The sequence below is a fragment of the Qipengyuania gaetbuli genome (assembly GCF_020524765.1).
GTDB lineage: Bacteria > Pseudomonadota > Alphaproteobacteria > Sphingomonadales > Sphingomonadaceae > Qipengyuania > Qipengyuania gaetbuli_A.
Map to the genome: position 1 here is coordinate 872,620 of NZ_JAIVLR010000001.1, position 18,377 is coordinate 890,996.

Annotated in this window: 16 protein-coding genes; 10 read left to right on the plus strand and 6 right to left on the minus strand. The window is 65.5% G+C overall.

The features are described from left to right. The first annotated feature begins 50 nt into the window (after positions 1-50). Positions 51-212, plus strand: coding sequence for a hypothetical protein (locus LC083_RS04485; RefSeq protein WP_226699362.1), 162 nt, complete (start codon positions 51-53; stop codon positions 210-212). Here LC083_RS04485 and LC083_RS04490 read toward each other — a convergent pair. After that, the gene (locus tag LC083_RS04490) at positions 209-445 is read right to left on the minus strand and encodes a hypothetical protein (RefSeq protein WP_226699363.1); all 237 of its coding nucleotides are present in this window, start codon (positions 443-445) and stop codon (positions 209-211) included. The genes LC083_RS04485 and LC083_RS04490 overlap by 4 nt on opposite strands. Before the next feature lie 650 nt (positions 446-1,095). On the opposite strand from LC083_RS04490, the gene LC083_RS14040 reads away from it, so the two are divergent. Continuing rightward, the gene (locus tag LC083_RS14040) at positions 1,096-3,489 is read left to right on the plus strand and encodes a mechanosensitive ion channel family protein (protein ID WP_226699364.1); all 2,394 of its coding nucleotides are present in this window, start codon (positions 1,096-1,098) and stop codon (positions 3,487-3,489) included. 12 nt (positions 3,490-3,501) lie between these two features. Here the strand turns inward: LC083_RS14040 and LC083_RS14045 are convergent, their stop codons facing one another. Both LC083_RS14045 and LC083_RS04505 read right to left on the minus strand, forming a co-directional pair. Continuing rightward, complete coding sequence (locus tag LC083_RS14045) at positions 3,502-4,194, minus strand: GntR family transcriptional regulator (RefSeq protein WP_226699365.1); 693 nt, start codon at positions 4,192-4,194, stop codon at positions 3,502-3,504. Then, positions 4,191-5,561, minus strand: coding sequence for a formimidoylglutamate deiminase (locus tag LC083_RS04505; RefSeq protein WP_226699366.1), 1,371 nt, complete (start codon positions 5,559-5,561; stop codon positions 4,191-4,193). The genes LC083_RS14045 and LC083_RS04505 overlap by 4 nt, the downstream gene beginning before the upstream one ends. 65 nt (positions 5,562-5,626) lie before the next feature. Here LC083_RS04505 and hutI point away from each other — a divergent pair, with 65 nt between their 5' ends. From hutI to LC083_RS04545, 8 genes are all read left to right on the plus strand, one after another. Then, positions 5,627-6,841 carry an imidazolonepropionase gene (gene hutI / locus LC083_RS04510; RefSeq protein WP_226699367.1) on the plus strand — a complete coding sequence of 405 codons (1,215 nt, stop codon included), beginning with the start codon at positions 5,627-5,629 and terminating at the stop codon, positions 6,839-6,841. Beyond that, positions 6,831-8,366: a histidine ammonia-lyase gene (gene hutH / locus LC083_RS04515; protein WP_226699368.1), complete on the plus strand. Its 1,536-nt coding sequence runs from the start codon at positions 6,831-6,833 to the stop codon at positions 8,364-8,366. The genes hutI and hutH overlap by 11 nt, the downstream gene beginning before the upstream one ends. Further along, the gene (gene hutG / locus LC083_RS04520; RefSeq protein ID WP_226699369.1) at positions 8,363-9,154 is read left to right on the plus strand and encodes an N-formylglutamate deformylase; all 792 of its coding nucleotides are present in this window, start codon (positions 8,363-8,365) and stop codon (positions 9,152-9,154) included. Before hutH ends, hutG begins: the two co-directional genes overlap by 4 nt. After that, positions 9,151-10,824 (plus strand): urocanate hydratase, encoded by a 1,674-nt coding sequence (gene hutU, locus LC083_RS04525; RefSeq protein WP_226699370.1) that lies wholly within the window; start codon positions 9,151-9,153, stop codon positions 10,822-10,824. The genes hutG and hutU overlap by 4 nt, the downstream gene beginning before the upstream one ends. Positions 10,825-10,878: 54 nt before the next feature. Next, the gene (acs, locus tag LC083_RS04530) at positions 10,879-12,828 is read left to right on the plus strand and encodes an acetate--CoA ligase (RefSeq protein WP_226699371.1); all 1,950 of its coding nucleotides are present in this window, start codon (positions 10,879-10,881) and stop codon (positions 12,826-12,828) included. 184 nt (positions 12,829-13,012) lie between these two features. Continuing rightward, positions 13,013-14,041, plus strand: coding sequence for a peptidylprolyl isomerase (locus LC083_RS04535; RefSeq protein WP_226699372.1), 1,029 nt, complete (start codon positions 13,013-13,015; stop codon positions 14,039-14,041). Then, positions 14,038-14,355: a DUF1905 domain-containing protein gene (locus tag LC083_RS04540; protein WP_226699373.1), complete on the plus strand. Its 318-nt coding sequence runs from the start codon at positions 14,038-14,040 to the stop codon at positions 14,353-14,355. Before LC083_RS04535 ends, LC083_RS04540 begins: the two co-directional genes overlap by 4 nt. After that, a complete protein-coding gene (locus LC083_RS04545) occupies positions 14,352-14,801 on the plus strand; it encodes an META domain-containing protein (protein WP_226699374.1) in 450 nt (149 codons plus the stop codon). The genes LC083_RS04540 and LC083_RS04545 overlap by 4 nt, the downstream gene beginning before the upstream one ends. Here LC083_RS04545 and LC083_RS04550 read toward each other — a convergent pair. Genes LC083_RS04550 through LC083_RS04560 form a run of 3 tightly spaced genes read right to left on the minus strand, consistent with a single transcriptional unit; the run spans position 14,798 to position 18,295 of the window. After that, positions 14,798-15,163: a VOC family protein gene (locus tag LC083_RS04550; RefSeq protein WP_160608239.1), complete on the minus strand. Its 366-nt coding sequence runs from the start codon at positions 15,161-15,163 to the stop codon at positions 14,798-14,800. The genes LC083_RS04545 and LC083_RS04550 overlap by 4 nt on opposite strands. Next, a complete protein-coding gene (locus LC083_RS04555) occupies positions 15,160-17,253 on the minus strand; it encodes a RelA/SpoT family protein (RefSeq protein ID WP_226699375.1) in 2,094 nt (697 codons plus the stop codon). Before LC083_RS04555 ends, LC083_RS04550 begins: the two co-directional genes overlap by 4 nt. A 58-nt stretch (positions 17,254-17,311) precedes the next feature. Next, on the minus strand, positions 17,312-18,295 hold the full coding sequence (locus LC083_RS04560; protein ID WP_226699376.1) for a hypothetical protein: 984 nt from the start codon (positions 18,293-18,295) through the stop codon (positions 17,312-17,314). Between the last annotated feature and the right edge of the window lie 82 nt (positions 18,296-18,377).

Consider the following 18,377-nt stretch of genomic DNA (forward strand, 5'->3'; position numbering starts at 1 on the left):
TTGAGCGGTAAATGGGAAGCCCCTCAAATCCAACGGAGGTGCGTTTACCCATGTTTGAAGACCTACATGACCCCAGCCGTGGCTGGCCTGCCGTAGATATGAAAATCCTCGCCAATGGCGACCTGCATATCCGTGAAAGATGGCCGGACGGTTCGGAGGAAACCATCATCTTTAAGGCCCCGCCTGAGCCGGAATACGACGAAGCGGCCTAAGCCAACCGCCCTACCCCTCGCGCCTCGTCTAAAATGAGGCGCGGGGAAACATCGTAGCCAAACTCCGCCAGCCAATCTGCCACATCCTGCGCCAGCGGCAGCGCATGGCCATGCGTGGGTGCCTTCACCAACTCCTCAGCCTTGGCCAGCAGCACGGCAATCACGAAATCCAGTTCGGGGAAATGCTCCGTCGTGGCCCCGCCGACGGTGCGGTTTATGATGCTATTCGCCATCTTGCGCCCGCTTGATGACCCTTGCCAGCAATTCCGCCGCCTGCCGTTGCCCTGCCGTCTTGTGGACGATGGGGCGTGTATAGCTTCGCTTGGCTTTGGGTTGCTGGCCTTCCGGCATCCTTTACCCCACCTCAAGTTTGGCTGCGGTTCGCGGTTGCGGGGGGCTACGAGACCGGACGGCGGCAAGGGTCAAGCCTCCGGTCCGTGCCCCCCGCAGGAGCAGACCTAAACGAGGTGGCGTGAACCACCGAGCGGAAGTTCTCGATATGCGCAGGATGGGGGAGCGGGCGGCAGCGTCTAGCGTTGGCAAAGGACGGGGAACCAAGTTCAGCGCCAGCCCGCGTTACGCAGACTAAAGGAACGGGTGCACACATCCGAGTGGCGCGATGGAATTATGCGCTCCGTAGTTACCACTGCGCTGACGGTAACTGACGCGGTAACTAGCTTCCCGTCAGCCCATCATTCCAGCAATGAAGTCAGAGCGATGGCGCGCTAGTATGGCGGACTCCTGCTCCGCCACTTTCCCCCTGAATTCATCGGCTAAAGCCGACCCGCTTCTCCCGAACCGCGCTGCGCCGCGGCTTGCCCGCCCGGGTTTGCCGTGTTTAATGTCGCGCCAGTGATCGGGTGATGCAGCGGGGGTGCGCCGGGTGCGAAAACTAATCTGGGCGATCCTGTTCGTCTTTGCCGCTTCGGCGCTCGGCACTCCGGCGCTGCTTGCGCAGGACGACCCGCCCGCCGCACAGGAACCCGCAGCACCATCGACGCCGGCCCGAGATATCGAGGATATCTCCGCCGAGCAGATCGAGGCGGACCCGGTCGGGATCGCGACCGAAATCCTTTCGACACCGCCGGGCGAATACAGCCTTTCACGCCTTGCCAAATTGCGCCAGCTCCGCGCCGCCCTCGGCGAACGGCGGGAAGAGGCGCGCGAGATAGCCGATGCCGGCACGCTGGATTCGCGTATCATCGAAGCCCAGATCGAAACGCTCGGCCCTGCCCCTGCAGAGGGCGAAACCGAACCGGCCGCCACCTCGAAACGGCGCGAAATCCTCTATCAGCGACTATCCGAAGAACTCGCCCCGCTGCTCGTCCTGCGCGAACACCAGGTGCGCGCTGCGACGCTGATCACCGAAATCGACGAGCGGATCTCCTCGATCCAGGAAGACCGCCTGCTGAATTACAATGGCACGCCTATCAATCCCGCCATCTGGGTCAGCGCGCTGGGCGCGACTGGCTCGACCCTCGGCGAGTATCTCGGCAAGCCGAGCATGGGGATGCTCGCTATCGCGCTTGTGCTGATGTTCATCCTCCCGACCGGCATCCTCTGGCTAGGCAAGCGGTGGATGGCTGCGGTGCGCGCAAGAGCGCGGAACACATCGAGCAGTGCCCGCAGCCTCGTGATCCTGCTGATGAACGACATCGCAGGATTGATCGTTGCCCTGTTCATTGCCGGGTCGATCGCATGCGGCCTTGCTGCACTGCTTTGGGGTGCGGTGTCGCAGGAAATGCTGCTGCAGGTATCCGTCATGGCATTAGTCGGCATCAAGATGGTGGCCATCGCGCGCTGGCTTGGCCGCAGCGTCTTCCGCTCGCCGATCGAGAGCCTGCGGATCGTGCATCTGTCGGATGCCGATGCGCGCCAGGCTTCGCGTCTCACCGGCCTGATCGGGGTCACCGTAGGGCTGGAGGCATGGCTGGAGGTGGTCGAGAACGACGGCATCGTGGTGCTGGCCGTATCGAACCTCCTGTCGGCCCTGCTGGTGTTGTGGGGAAGCTGGCTGGTATTCCGGCTGGCAAGGGTGATTGCGCGGCGCGAACGCAAGCCGCCCGAACCCGATCCGCTGGCAGACCAGACTTCCACCGAGGTCGAAGTGCACGAGGCGATCGACTTCGCCGGCCCGCTGAGCCGCGTCGTGAGGGTAGTCGCGCTGGTCGCTGCAGCCGCGGCTGTCGTGGGTTTCGTCTATCTTGCGCGGGAGATATTCTTCGACATCGTCGGGACGCTTGCCGTGATCGCGATTGCCTATCTCATCCAGCGGACCCTGCGCTTGATCCTGGTGGTGCTGGCCGAAGGGCCGCTGCGCCGGTTCCGCGGCATCATCCATGTCCTGCCGGTCTTCACGGGCTTTCTCATTGCACTGGCTTCCGTCCCGCTCCTGGCGATGATCTGGGGGTACAACGGGCAGGAGATCGTCGACGGTATCATTGCCCTGCGAAACGGCGTCTCGCTGGGAGACATCACCATTTCCGCCGGCGATGTCTTCGCCTTCGCGCTCGTTTTCTTCCTCGGCTTCGTGGTCACCCGGTGGCTCCAGCGCATCCTGCGCCTGTCGATCCTGCCGCAATTCGCGCTCGACCTCGGCGCGCGCTCGGCAATCGTCACCATCGTCGGCTATGTCGGCGTGGTGCTGGCAGCCCTTATCGCCATCACCTCCACCGGCCTCGACCTCTCGAGCCTCGCCTTCGTTGCGGGCGCGCTGTCGGTCGGCCTCGGCTTCGGCCTCCAGTCGGTGGTGGAGAATTTCGTCAGCGGCATCATCCTGCTGCTGGAAAGGCCTGTTCGCGAGGGCGACTGGGTAGAGGTCGGACCCTATTCGGGCATCGTGCGCAAGATTTCGGTTCGCTCCACACGGATCGAGACATTCGACAATCACCAGATCATCGTACCGAACTCGCAACTCATCACCGAGACCGTCAAGAACCTCAGCTTTGCCGGGGATGCCGCTCGCATTATCGTGCCCATTGGGGTCGCTTACGACACCGATCTGGACCAGGCTCGCAATGCGTTGCTCGAAGTGGCTGCAGCCAACATGCTGGTGCTCGACGATCCTGCGCCAGCCGTGGCGGTCGAGGATTTCGGCGACAATTCGATCAACCTCAAGTTGCTGGCCTTCGTCCGCGACGTGACGACCGGAGCGGGGGTCAAGTCGGACCTGAGCTTTGCCGTCGCGAAACGGTTTGCGCAGGATGGCATCGAAATCCCCTTCCCGCAGCGTGTCGTGACGCTGCGCGACGAACGCGCCGCGCCTGCCGCTGGCTAGCTGCCTGAACGCTCAGATCTCGAAATTGAGGCGGTAGCCCGGCCGGTAGAAGAGCGTGATGTCGGTAACCGACCGGTCGCCGAACCAGGTCGTGCGGTCCATCGTGAACAGCGCTTCGCCGGCAGCCGTCCCGAACAGTTCGGCAAGGCGTTCGTCGCCCACGCTGGCGGACAGGGCGACTTCCCCGCGGGAAAAGGGCACCGTGCGCACGAGCCATTCGTTCGCGCTCGTTGCGGCAAGGTCGGCATCGGCGAATTCGGGCACGGTTTCCAGGTTCACCCAGCGCCGTTCGAAAGCAAAGGCCTTGCCGTCGGCCAGGTGAAGGCTCTCGAGAAAGGCACAGCGCTGGTCGGGGCCAAGCCGCATTCTATCGCGCAAGGCGGCAGGCGGCTTGCGCTGTTCGCGCCGCAGGACGCGGTGGGCGTATTCCTGCCCCGCCCCCTCCACCTGCTCGCGCAGGATCGGTATGCTGACCTGCGCCTGCCTTGCCGGGAGCGGGCGCACGCGGGTCCCGCCCTTGCGCTTGCGCTCGACGATGCCTTCTTCGGCAAGGGCCTGCAGGGCGCGGTTCACCGTGGTGCGCGAACAGCCGTATTCCTCGGCGAATTCGACCTCGCCCGGGATCAGTTCGCCCAGCTTCCATTCGCCGGCCACGATCCGGTCCCTGATCGCCTCGCGAATGCCGGAATGGGTCGCGCTGTTCACAGGGCCTGCCTCAAGCGGGTCATGGTCCGGTGGAAGCGCTCGCGGACGCGCCCTGCGCCGATATGTTGCCCGCCTGTGACGATGTGACGCCCTGCGGACCACACGTCGCTGACCGCGCGTTCCTCCGCCCCGAATATCCAGCTGTCGAGGCGCGTGTCCGCGTCCGCCCAGTCGAGGAAGGGAATGTCGTCGCGCAGCGCCACCAGATCGGCCAGCCGGCCCGCCTCGATTGCGCCCGCCGGCCGCCCGATCGCCTGCGCCCCGCCACTTGCAGCGCGTTCCAGCAGGTTGCGCCCATTCGAACGCACCTCGTCGCTCGCCAGCACGGTCCGCTGGCGGTGGAGCAGGCGCTGCGAGACTTCCAGCATCCGCAGTTCCTCGGTCACCGAAAGGCGAATGTTCGAATCCGAGCCCAGTCCGAACCGTCCGCCGTGCTGAAGATAGTCGCGGGCCGGGAAGATGCCGTCGCCAAGGTTCGCCTCGGTCGTCGGGCAAAGTCCGGCAACCGCGCCCGAGGCGGCAAGGTCGCGCACCTCGCCATCGTCGACATGGGTCGCGTGGATCAGGCACCAACGCTCGTCGACCGGCATCGAATCGAGCAGCCAGCGAACCGGCCGCGCGCCGAGGAACTGTTCAACCTCCTCGACCTCCTTCACCTGCTCAGCGGCATGAATGTGGACCGGCCCCGTGGGACAGAGCGCAAGGCAGGAATCAAGTCCTTCGCGGTCGACCGCCCGCAGCGAATGTGGCGCAACGCCGAGACGGAAATCGGACGGCATGCCCGTCGCCGCATCGGCGATCCTCGCATAGAGCGCCTCGAATTGCGCAATGTCGCAGCCGAAGCGGGACTGGCCCTGGTTGAGAGGCCGCCGGTCCAGCCCCCCATGCGTATAGAGAACCGGCAGATGCGTCAGGCCGATGCCGGTCTCGTTTGCAGCGGCAAAGATGCCGAGCGAAGTTTGCGCAGGATCGTCGTACCGCGCGCCTCCGGGACGATGGTGGACATAATGGAATTCCGCCGAGGCGGTGTAGCCCGCCTCCGCCATCTCCACCTGCACCAGCGCTGCGATTGCCTCGATATCTTCCGGACTGAGCACCTCGAGGAAGCGGTACATGACCTGCCGCCAGGTCCAGAAATCGTCCGTCCCGCTAGGGCCGCGCCGCTCTGCCAGCCCCGCCATCGCGCGCTGGAAACTGTGCGTGTGGAGATTGGCGAGGCCGGGCACCAGCGTGCCCACGGCAGACGCCGCATCGAAGCCTTCCTGCGAAACGCCCGTAATGCGCCCCGCATCGTCCCAGCTCACCACACCGTCCGCCACCCAGCCGGATGGGGTGAGAATCTGCCGCGCTGACAATCTGCCGGTCATCGCACCTTGCGCCTTTTCGCTATTATGTGCATACATAATCACGAAGGGAAGGTATTGGCAAGGCCATGAGCGAGCGAGTCTATTCGGGCTGCACGGCAGTGACCATGGCCGGGGATGCGCCCTACGGCCTGATCGAGGACGCAGCGATCGTCACCACCGCGGGACGGATCGTGTGGGTCGGCCGCAACCGGGACTTGCCGGGCTGGTGCGCGCATATTCCGAACATCGGCCTCGGAGGTGCGCTGGTCACTCCCGCACTTATCGATTGCCACACGCATCTCGTGTTCGGCGGCGACCGGTCGAAGGAATTCGCCATGCGCCTGTCGGGCGCGACCTATGAGGAAATCGCCCGGGCAGGTGGCGGGATCCGTTCGACGGTCGGCGCCACGCGCACCGCCAGCGATGACGAATTGCTTGCAGGCGCGCTTCGCCGGGTGGACGACCTGCTGGCCGACGGGGTTGCGGTCATTGAAGTGAAATCGGGCTACGGCCTGACGATCGAGGACGAAATGCGCATGCTGCAGGTGGCGCGCCGCATCGAACAGCATCGCCCGGTCCGTATCCGCACCACCTGGCTCGCCGCGCATGCCCTGCCCGCCGAATATGCCGACCGGGCCGACGACTATGTCGCAGACGTCGCGATCGAAGGGCTGAAGCGCGCGCACCAAGAAGGGCTGGTCGATGCGGTCGACGGCTTTTGCGAAGGCATCGGCTTCACGCCCCACCAGATGCGCCGCGTGTTCGAAGCGGCAAGCGAGCTGGGCTTGCCGGTCAAGCTGCATGCCGAACAGCTGAGCGACCTTAAAGGCGCGGTCCTGGCTGCCGAATTCGGCGCGCTTTCCGCTGACCACCTCGAATATCTCGCGCCCGAGGATGCACACCACCTCGCCCGCAGCGGCACGGTCGCCGTCCTGCTGCCGGGGGCATACTTCGCGCTGCGCGAAACGAAACTGCCGCCTGTCGAGGCGCTGCGCGAACACGGCGTGCGCATGGCGGTCGCAACCGACGCCAACCCCGGCAGTTCGCCGCTGTCCTCGCTGCGCCTCGCGATGGGCATGGCCTGCACGCAGTTCCGCCTGACGCCGGAAGAGGCGCTGGCCGGTGCCACGCGCAATGCCGCCGCCGCGCTCGGCCTCGAAAAGGATTACGGGACGATCGAGCTCGGCAAGCGCACCGAGCTTGCAGTGTGGGATGCCCCCGGCCCCGACTTCCTTAGCTACTGGCTCGGCGGCGATCTCCTGCGCGGCCGGATCATCCACGGAGAATTCCATGAGCGTTGAACTCGTGCCCGGTGCGGTCAGCCTGGCCGAACTCGAACACCTGTTCCGCACCGGATCGGCCTTCCATGTCTCGGGCGAGGCGATGGCCGATGTCGCGGGTGCGGTCGAACGGCTTGAGAAGGCCGTCGCGAGCGGCGGCGCGCTGTACGGGGTGAACACCGGCTTCGGCAAACTGGCCAGCGTGCGCATCGCCGATGGTGACCTCGCCACGCTCCAGCGCAATATCGTGCTCTCGCACAGCGCCGGCTTCGGCAAGCCGCTGTCGCCCGAGATTGTCCGCCTCGTCATCGCGCTGAAGTGCATCTCGCTCGGCCGCGGCGCTTCGGCGGTGAGGCCGGTGGTGATCGAGCGTCTGCAGCAGATGGTCGCCTGGGATGTCATTCCGGTGGTCCCCGAAAAGGGTTCGGTCGGCGCATCGGGCGATCTTGCCCCGCTCGCCCATATCGCCGCCGTGCTGATCGGAGAGGGCGAGGCCTTCTACAAGGGCGAGCGCATGGCCGCAGGCAAGGCGATGCAGCTGGCCGGCTTCGAGCCGGTGGAACTGCAAGCCAAGGAAGGCCTCGCGCTGCTCAACGGCACGCAGGTTTCGACCGCGCTCGCGCTGGCGGGGCTGTTCGATGCCTGGCGCCTCTCGGTCAATTCGCTGGTGACGACCGCGCTGTCGGTCGATGCCGCGATGGGCTCCTCGGCACCCTTCCGCGACGAGATCCATACGCTGCGCGGTCACCGCGGTCAGGTCGACGCAGCGCGGATCGTGCGCGGCCTGCTCGAAGGATCGGAAATCCGCGAGAGCCATCTCGAAGACGATTTGCGCGTGCAGGATCCCTATTGCCTGCGCTGTGCCCCGCAGGTCGTCGGGGCCTGCCTCGACCAGCTGCGCCATTGTGCGCAGGTCCTGACGACCGAAGCCAATGCGGTGACCGACAACCCGCTGGTCCTGTCTTGCGGCGAGGTGGTTTCGGGCGGCAATTTCCACGCCGAACCCGTTGGCCTTGCCGCCGATGCCATCGCGCTCGCCATTTCGGAAGTCGGCAGCATCGCGCAGCGGCGCGTCGCCCTGCTGGTCGATCCTTCGCTCAGCTTCGGCCTGCCTGCCTTCCTCTCCGCCGATCCCGGCCTCCAGTCCGGCCTGATGATCGCGGAGGTTACCTCGGCCGCGATCATGAGCGAGAACCGCGCGCTGGCCAACCCGCGCACGGTGGATTCGACGCCGACCTCGGCCAACCAGGAAGACCATGTCTCCATGGCCTGCCATGCCGGGCGCCGCCTGCTCGAAATGAACGAGAACCTCGCCGCCATCCTCGGCATCGAGGCACTGTCGGCCGTGCAGGGCATCGAGTATCGCGCCCCGCTGCGCACCAGCAGCGCGCTGCAGGCCGTCATCGCCCGCGTGCGCGACGCTTCGCCGACCCTCGACAGCGATCGGCAGGTCGACGGCGACATCGCGGCGGCGGCACTCTTGCTCGCCTCCGGCCCGCTCGCGCCCGAGGTCGAGGGGGCCTCGATCGGCGAGGCGCTGGCGTGACACCGGTCACACTTGTCAGGGGCACTTCGCCCATAGTTCTCGCCCAGCCCCATTCGGGCACCTGGCTGCCGGACGAGGTAACAGAGGCGCTCGAACCGTCAGCACGCGCGCTGGTCGATACCGACTGGCGCATCCCGGAACTCTACGAGGGGCTGCTGCCTGATGCGACAGTCGTGCGCGCCGAGTTCAACCGCTACGTGATCGACGCGAACCGGCCGCCGGACGATACCTCGCTCTACCCGGGTCAGAACACCACGGGTCTTGTCCCGTTGCATGATTTCGATGGCCTCCCGATCTGGCGCTGTGCGCCCGACGAGGCAGAGACGGCGCGCAGGCTCGCCCTCTACCATGCCCCCTATCACGAGGCGCTGCGCGGAGAGCTGGAGCGAGTGAAAGCGCAGCACGGCTTCGCCGTCCTCTATGACTGCCATTCGATCCGGTCCGAGGCACCCTACCTGTTCGACGGAATACTGCCCGACCTCAACATCGGCACGAATTCCGGCGCGGCCTGCTCGGCTGCAATTGAACGTGCGGTCGAGCGCGCCTGCAAGGAGACGGATGGCTTCACATCGGTCCTCAACGGCCGGTTCAAGGGTGGGTGGACGACGCGCCATTATGGCCAGCCGGACATGGGCGTGCACGCGGTCCAGATGGAGATCGCGCAAAGCGCCTATCTGGAAACCGAAGCCCCGCCCTTTGCCCTTTCGCATGAAAAATCGGCGCGCCTACGCGCGGTCCTCGCCCGCGTATTCGCTGCCATCGAAGACAGTTTTGGAGAGATTGCATGAGCCACCAGATCAGGAACGCGCGGGACGTGAAGAGCCCGACCGGCCCCGAACTGACCTGCGGAAGCTGGCAGACCGAGGCGCCGTTCCGCATGATCCAGAACAACCTCGACCGCACCGTCGCGGAGAACCCCGACGAGCTGGTCGTCTATGGCGGCATCGGCAAGGCGGCGCGCACGTGGAGCGATTTCGACCGCATTCTCGACAGCCTCAAGACGCTGTCCGACGACGAGACGCTGCTGGTCCAGTCGGGCCGTCCCGTCGGCGTATTCCGCACCCATTCCGATGCGCCGCGCGTGCTGATCGCCAACTCGAACATCGTCCCCCACTGGGCAAACTGGGAGCATTTCAGCGAGCTCGATAGGAAGGGCCTGATGATGTACGGCCAGATGACGGCCGGGTCATGGATCTACATCGGCACGCAGGGCATCGTCCAAGGCACATACGAGACCTTCGTCGAGGCTGGCCGCAAACATTACGGCGGCGATCTCACGGGCAAGTGGATCCTGACCGGCGGGCTTGGCGGCATGGGCGGTGCCCAGCCGCTCGCCGCGGTCATGGCCGGGGCCTGCTGCCTAGCGGTCGAATGCAATCCCGAGAGCATCGATTTCCGCCTGCGCACGAGATACGTCGACGAGAAAGCCGAGACGCTGGACGAGGCACTGGCGCTGATCGAACGCTGGATCGCGGCAGGCGAGGCGAAATCGGTCGGCCTGCTGGGCAATGCCGCCGAAATCTTCCCCGAACTGGTCCGCCGCGGCGTGCGGCCCGATATCGTCACCGACCAGACCTCCGCCCACGATCCGGTCAACGGCTATCTGCCCGAAGGCTGGACCATGGCCGAATGGCGCGAAAAGCGCGAAAGCGACCCCAAGGCGGTCGAGAAGGCCGCACGCGCATCCATGCGCAAGCAGGTCGAGGCCATGCTCGCCTTCTGGGACGCAGGCGTGCCGACGCTCGACTATGGCAACAACATCCGCCAGGTCGCGCTGGAAGAGGGGCTGGAGAACGCCTTCGCCTTCCCCGGCTTCGTGCCCGCCTACATCCGCCCGCTGTTCTGCCGCGGCGTGGGCCCGTTCCGCTGGGCCGCGCTGTCGGGCGATCCGGAGGACATCTACAAGACGGATGCCAAGGTAAAGGAGCTGCTGCCCGACAACCATCACCTCCATAACTGGCTCGACATGGCGCGCGAGCGGATCGCCTTCCAGGGCCTGCCCGCGCGCATCTGCTGGGTCGGCCTCGGCGACCGCCACCGGCTCGGCATGGCGTTCAACGAGATGGTGGCGAACGGCGAGTTGAAAGCCCCTGTCGTGATCGGGCGCGACCACCTCGATTCCGGGTCCGTCGCCAGCCCCAACCGCGAGACCGAGGCGATGAAGGACGGCTCGGACGCGGTCAGCGACTGGCCGCTGCTCAATGCCCTGCTCAACACCGCCTCGGGCGCGACCTGGGTCAGCCTCCACCATGGCGGCGGCGTGGGCATGGGCTTCTCGCAGCACGCGGGCATGGTCATCGTCGCCGACGGGACCGAGGACGCGGCCCGCAGGCTGGAACGCGTGCTGTGGAACGACCCGGCAACCGGCGTCATGCGCCATGCCGATGCGGGCTATGACGAGGCCCTCGACTGCGCCCGCGAGAAGGGGCTGCGCCTGCCCGGCATCCTGGGCAACTAGTCTCTGGCATAAGCCTTCCCGGCAGTGTTAGGGACACTGCCGGGAGAGATGCCGATGAGCGATACCGATACCGCCTCCGAATGGGTCCGCATGCCGGCCAATGCTGCGCAGGGCACCATCTGCACTGCCGCGCAATATGAAGAACACTACGCCCGCAGCCTGTCCGATCCGGACGGTTTCTGGGCCGAGCAGGCAGGGCGGCTCGACTGGGTTCGAGCGCCGACGGCGATCGCCGACTGGAGCTTCGATCCGGTCGCGATCAAGTGGTTCGAGGACGGCGTGCTCAACATCTGCCACAATGCCGTCGACCGCCACGTCGAGGCAGGACGCGGCGACACGGTCGCGCTGATCTTCGAGCCCGACGATCCGGCAGGCGAAGTGCGCCGCATCACTTACGGCCAGCTCAAGGCCGAAGTCGTGCGCATGGCCAATACGCTCAAGAAGCTCGGCGTTGCCAAGGGGGACCGGGTGACCATCTACATGCCGATGGTGCCCGAAGGCGCATTCGCCATGCTCGCCTGCGCGCGCATCGGGGCGATCCACTCGGTCATCTTCGGCGGGTTCTCGCCCGAAGCCATCGCCGGACGGGTAGAGGATTGCCGCAGCGACTGGATCGTCACCGCCGACGAGGGATTGCGCGGTGGCAAGCGCATCCCGCTCAAAGCCAATGTCGACGCCGCGCTGGAAAAGGTGCCGGCAAAGGGCGTGCTGGTCCTCAGGCACACCGGCGGCGATGTCGCCATGCGCGAAGGCCGCGACCACTGGTATCACGAGTTCTCGCAAGACGTGTCCGGGGATTGCCCCTGCGAGACCATGAAAGCAGAAGACCCGCTGTTCATTCTCTACACCTCGGGCTCGACCGGTAAGCCCAAGGGCGTGCTCCACACGACTGGCGGCTATGCCGTCTGGACCGAGACGACCTTCAGCTATGTCTTCGATTACCGCCCGGGCGAAGTCTACTGGTGCACCGCCGACATCGGCTGGGTCACCGGCCACAGCTACATCGTCTACGGCCCGCTGCTGAACGGGGCCACGGCCTTGATGTTCGAAGGCGTGCCCAACTGGCCCGGCCACGACCGCTTCTGGGCCGTGTGCGAGAAGCACAAGGTCAACATCTTCTACACCGCCCCCACCGCCATCCGCGCACTGATGCGCGAAGGCGACGGGCACGTGACGAAGCATGACCTCTCCAGTCTGCGCCTGCTCGGCAGCGTGGGCGAGCCGATCAACCCGGAAGCCTGGCGCTGGTATTCCGATACGGTCGGCAAGGGCGCGGTGCCGGTCATCGACACCTGGTGGCAGACGGAAACCGGCGGCGTGATGATCACCACCCTGCCCGGCGCGCACGACATGAAGCCGGGCAGCGCGGGCAAGCCTTTCTTCGGCATCTGCCCGCAGCTGGTCGACAACGAGGGCGGCGTGCTGGAGGGCGCGACCAGCGGCAATCTGTGCATCACGCGCAGCTGGCCGGGGCAGGCGCGCACTGTCTATGGCGACCACGACCGCTTCGTGCAGACCTATTTCAGCACCTACAAGGGCAAGTATTTCACCGGCGACGGATGCCGCCGTGATGCCGACGATTACTACTGGATCACGGGCCGCGTGGACGATGTGATCAACGTCTCGGGCCACCGCATGGGGACCGCCGAAGTGGAAAGCGCACTGGTGCTCCACCCCAAGGTCAGCGAGGCGGCGGTCGTCGGCTATCCGCACGACATCAAGGGACAGGGTATCTATTGCTATGTCACGCTAATGGAAGGCGAGGAGCCCTCGGACGAGCTGGCAGCCGAACTGCGCCAGTGGGTGCGCAAGGAAATCGGCCCGATCGCAACGCCCGACCACCTGCATTTCACCCCTGCCCTGCCCAAGACGCGCAGCGGCAAGATCATGCGGCGCATCCTGAGGAAGATCGCGGAGAACGATTTCGGCGCACTCGGCGACACCTCGACGCTGGCCGATCCTTCCGTGGTCGAAAGCCTGATCGAGGGGCGGCAGGACCGGTAGGATTTTTGCGACGAGTTGAGGGAACCGGGCAAATCCTCCCTCGTTTCGGAAATACCACCCCCCAAGTCGTGGCGGTGCGCGGAATAGCATTCCCTGCGACCTCCACTACAGAGCCCCTTTCCGCCCGGCAAAACGCGCGGAAAGGGGCTTTTTGTTTGGGCCGACAGGTGGCACGCTGGCGCGCATGACCAAGCACCTGATTTCGCTCGCCGCGATGCTCGCCCTTGCCGCCCCTCTCGCCGCGCAGGAGGAACCGCAGGGCGCGCCTTCGCCGAACGAGATCGTCGCAAAGGCCGATGCAAAGGAATGGATCGCCATCCCCGCCGAAGACCTGCTGGTCATGACCCTCGCCCCTGCCGCCGACGGCTCTGCGCGAAAGGTCGTCATCCAGCTCATGCCCGCGCCCTTCAGCCAGGGCTGGGTCGAGAACATTCGCACTCTCGCCCGCGCGAAATGGTACGACAGTATCGCGGTGAACCGGGTGCAGGACAATTACGTCGTCCAGTGGGGCGATCCCAATTACGACAATCCGGAAAGCGAGGGGGCTGCCAAACCGCTGCCCGATGGGCTGAAGGTGATGGACGAGAGCGCCTATGTTGAGCAGCAGGTGAGCAAGGCCGACATCGACCGGTATGCCATCATGCATCCTCCAGGATCGATGCAGGACAATTACGCGCCGACCACCTATTTCGATCGCGGCTGGCCTCTTGCCAGCGACCTAGAGAACGCCTGGCCCGTCCACTGCTATGGCATGGTAGGCGTTGGCCGGAACTATTCTCCGGATACGGGCTCGGGCGCAGAACTCTACACGGTGATCGGCCACGCACCGCGCCACCTCGACCGCAACATCGCGCTGGTCGGACGCATCGTCGAAGGGATGGAACACCTGTCCTCGCTTCCCCGCGGCACCGGCGCCCTCGGCTTCTACTCAGAAGCGGAGGCTGGCCTGCGCACTCCGATCCTCTCGGTTCGCGTTGCCGCCGACCTGCCTGAAGGCGAGCGTCCCCGCTTCGAGTACCTCGACACGGGCACAGGCCGCTTTGCGGTAGAGAAGCCCGGTCAGGCTTCGCGGGATGACAGCGCCTGGTTCGAGACGAGCTTCGCCCGCTACGCCGAGGCGCGCGCCAATCGCCGTGATCCCTTCTTCATCGTCCCGGCGGGCGGTGCGGACATCTGCAACATCCCCATTCCCATCCGCCGCGCGGGCGAGTGAACGATACCGTCACCTGCACCCTTCCTTTGCGCCAATGGCGCGGGGAGCGGGGCACCTATCACCTCGTGACGATCACCGGCGAAGAGGCCGCAGCCATCGCCATGCACGAACGCCTTTCGCGGCTCGAATTCGGCAGCCGCCGCGGTTTCGGCTCGGTGAAGGTCATGGCCCTGATCGGCGGAACCCGTTGGAAGACTTCGGTGTTTCCCCAGAACCGGAAGTCGGAATGGGTGCTGCTTGTGTCGAAAAAAGTGATGAAGGCCGAAGACCTCGCCGAGGGCGATGAACTCGCTCTTGAATTGGACCTGCTGTGAGCCGGGGCCAGCATCACAAGAAGCTGGCATGGATCACCGCCGGCGGCCTCGGTCTCGCGCTGGTGGCGGCCATCGTCGACTTGTCGCTCCCGCCCGGCGAAACGCTGTGGCACTTGGTCGCCGCGCCCGAGGAAGATGGCGGGTGGAAGTTCGTGGAGATCGACGGAGTAGACGTGCGGAACGACGGCTATTCGCTGGGCATCCGCTGGGGAGAGATCGTCAGTTTCAACGACGGCTGCAATTCTTGCGGCTTTGATGGCGATGAGCCGGCGGGAACCATGGGCCGGAGCATGATGTGCACGCTCCAAATATGCCAACAGCGACCAAATGACGAATTGCTCGCCCGCTTTGCTTACGGCACGCCTGAAATGCAGGTCGAGGGCGAGAGGCTGGTCCTGACCCTGCCGGGCCACCGCGCCGTGCTCGTCCGCATGCCCCGGCTCTAGAGCTTTTCCATCAGTTCGATGCGGTTGCCGAAGGGGTCGGCAATGTCACCGCGGCGATAGCCGTCGAGCTTCTTGCCCGGCTTGAACGGGATGCCTGCCGCCTCCAGCTTGGCGACCATCGCGCCGAGGTTCTCGACCAGCAGCGCGGGGTGCGCGCGGCGGGCGGGGAGGAAGGCATCCTCCACGCCGCAGTGGATGGTAATGCCCTTGCCTTCGAACCAGCAGCCGCCGTTGACAGCGAGGTGTGCGGGCTTGGCGACTTCTTCCAGCCCCATCAGGTCGGCCCAGAATTTGCGCGCATGCGGCTCGCCCCCGTGGGGCATGGCCAGCTGCACATGGTCGATCCCGACGAGCAGGCTCATGCGCGCTCCGCCTGGGCCACGGCATCGCTGGCGCGCAGCGCGCTGAGGATGCGGGTGAGGTGGGCAAGGTCCTGCACTTCCAGATCGACTTCGTAAGTGGTGAAGGGATGGTCGAGCTGGACCTGTTCCAGGCTCTTCACGTTCACGACGTTCTTGGCGAAGATACCGGCCATCTCGGCCAGCGTACCGGGCCGGTCGTAAAGTGTCACCCTGAGGCGCCCGACAGCCCCGCGCGAGCTCTTGCCCCATGACAGGTCGAGCCAGTCGGTATCGATGCCGCTCGCCAGTTCGTGGCAATCGATCGCGTGGACTTCCACCCCCGAACTGGGCTTGCGAACGCCCACGATGCGGTCGCCCGGCACCGGGTGGCAGCATTCCGCCAGCTGGTAGCCGACGCCCGGCGTGAGCCCGCGGATCGAGAGCGATTTGCCGCTACGCAGCCATTCGGCATCGTCGTCCGCCATGCCCTCGGTGCAGCCGGGGACCAGCGCCTCCATCACGTCGCGGTCGGCGATATTGGCGGCACCGATGGCGTAATAGAGGTCGTCCTCTTCCTCCATCTCAAGCCGCTTCAACGCGTCGCGGACCGCCTTCTTGCCGATCTTGGCAGGCACGCGGCTGGCGATTTCGTCGAACAGCTTGGTGCCGATTTCGGCGACTTCGGCGCGTTCCTTGAGGCGGACGGCCCGGCGGATGGCGGCCCGCGCCTTGCCCGTGACCACGAAGCCCAGCCAGCTCATCTGCGGCTCGGCATTCTTGCCCTTCAGGATTTCGACCACGTCGCCATTATGCAATTGCGTGCGCAGGGGCATGTGGCGCCCGTTGATCTTGGCCCCCACCGTCTGCGCCCCGAGATCGGTATGCACCGCAAAGGCGAAGTCGACCGCGGTAGAGCCCTTGGGCAGCTGGAACAGCGCACCCTTGGGCGTGAAGGCGAAGATGCGATCCTGGTAGATCGCCATGCGCGTGTGTTCGAGCAGTTCTTCCGGATCGTGGCTGGCATCCACGATCTCGATCAAGTCGCGCAGCCAGCCTACCTGCCCGTCAGGGCGGTCGCCCTGCTTGTAGGCCCAGTGCGCGGCAAGCCCGAATTCGTTGGTGCGGTGCATCTCGCGCGTGCGGATCTGTACCTCGACGCGCATCGACTTGCCGTAGATGAGCGAGGTGTGGAGGCTGCGGTAACCGTTCGTCTTGGGCGTCGAGATGTAGTCCTTGAAGCGCCCGGGCAGGAACTGCCAGGTGGTGTGCAGCAGGCCCATCGCGCGGTAGCAGTCGTCGACGCTTTCGGTGATGATGCGGAAGGCCATGATGTCGGTGACCTGTTCGAAGGACACGTGGCGTTCGGCCATCTTGCGCCAGATCGAATAGGGGTGCTTCTCGCGGCCCGACACCTCGACCGTCAGGCCGGCTTCGGCCAGCGCATGCTTCATGTCGAGCGCGATGGCATCGACCTGCCCGCCGTCCTGCTGGCGGATCTGGTCGAGGCGCTGGGTGATCGTCTCGAAGGCTTCGGGCTCCAGCTGCTCGAAAGCGAGCATCTGCATTTCGCGCATGTATTCGTACATGCCCACCCGCTCTGCCAACGGGGCGTAGATATCCATCGTCTCGCGCGCGATGCGCTGGCGCTTTTCCGGGTTCTTGATGAAGCCCAGCGTGCGCATGTTGTGCAGCCGGTCGCCCAGCTTCACCAGGAGGACGCGGATGTCCTCGCTCATGGCGAGAAGGAACTTGCGCAGGTTTTCGGCCGCCCGCTCGTTCTCGGGCATCTGTTCGATCTTCGACAGCTTGGTCACGCCGTCGACCAGCCGTGCGACATCGGTCCCGAAATTGAGCTCGATATCCTCGATCGTGGCCAGCGTATCCTCGACCGTGTCGTGGAGCAGCGCGGTCGCGATGGTCTCCTGGTCGAGCTTGAGATCGGTCATCAGGCCCGCGACCTCGACCGGGTGCGAGAAATAGGGGTCGCCGCTGGCACGCGTCTGGGTGCCGTGCTTCTGCACCGTGTAGACATAGGCACGGTTCAGCATCGCCTCGTCGGCGTCCGGGTCGTATTCGAGGACCCTCTCTACGAGTTCGTACTGGCGCAGCATCTCTCAGCCACGATGTGGGCAAATCGTGCTGCAATGCAACGGGAAATGCGCGGAAGGTCTAGAGTTTGTTGGCCAGCGCCGCGAGGAAGGGGGCCGGATCGTCGAGCCTCAGGGCCACGCACCCGACCTGCCGTTCCCGCCCGAGAAGGTTGCGATAGGTGACCGGCCTTGCCAGTTCGAGCACGATATTGGGGTGCGCCAGGATCGCTGCATTGAGCACGCGGCGGTCCTTCGTCTGTGCATCGGTGATGCTGCGCCCGACCGATGCGATTGCAGGCAGCGGGATGCGCAGGTCGATCATCATGCCCGAGCGGACATGGACGGCATCGGCGTCGATCAGCACCGGATAGAGCCGGAAACCCTGCATCAGCGACACCAGGAACAGCGCGCCCCACGCGCCCAGCGCGAGCAGCACCATGCCGGCCGTCCTGCTCCAGTGGCTGACGAGAATGTCGACCACCACGATTTCGATCAGCTGCAGGACGAGGAGCGATGCAATCAGCGGATTGACCACGCGGTGATAGGCAAAGGCCTCGGCGCCTCGGGGGACCTGCGGCTCCGCCCGCCAGCTGAACAGGGCGAGGCGCAGCATGGCCAGCTCGTGTTTTGCAAGCCGGACCTGCAATGGCGGCAGCACCTGCGACAGTGCCGCCTCAAGCGAGCGGGTCTCGCGGAAATGGCGAATGGCCACCACGGTGCTCCACCCGACAAAGGCCAGCACGGTCAGCGCCATGGCGATGATCACGGCGCGCATGTCCATGAGCGCAGAGCGGACCGGTTCGGCAGCCGCCAGCGTCGCCAGGATGCAACCCGCCGCCACAGCTCCCAGCATGGCGCGCAGGCCCGGGCGGTTGTCGGGGGTCTTGGCGAGCAGCGCCAGCGCCAGCGCATCGGCACATAGCCAGAGGAACAGCAACGCCGCGCTGCGCGGATATCGTGCGGCAAGTTCGCTATGAGTGGCTAAGCGTCCGGCAAGAATGGCGAGGGCCGGAATGAGCAGCGGCAGGAGCGGCAAGGCCCTGGCGGCGAGGCGGGACGGCATGGCAACACTCACTGTTATCGGCAGGGAATGCCTAGCCGCCCGCCGGCGAGCGATCAATCGCACGGACCGCACGCCTCGGTGC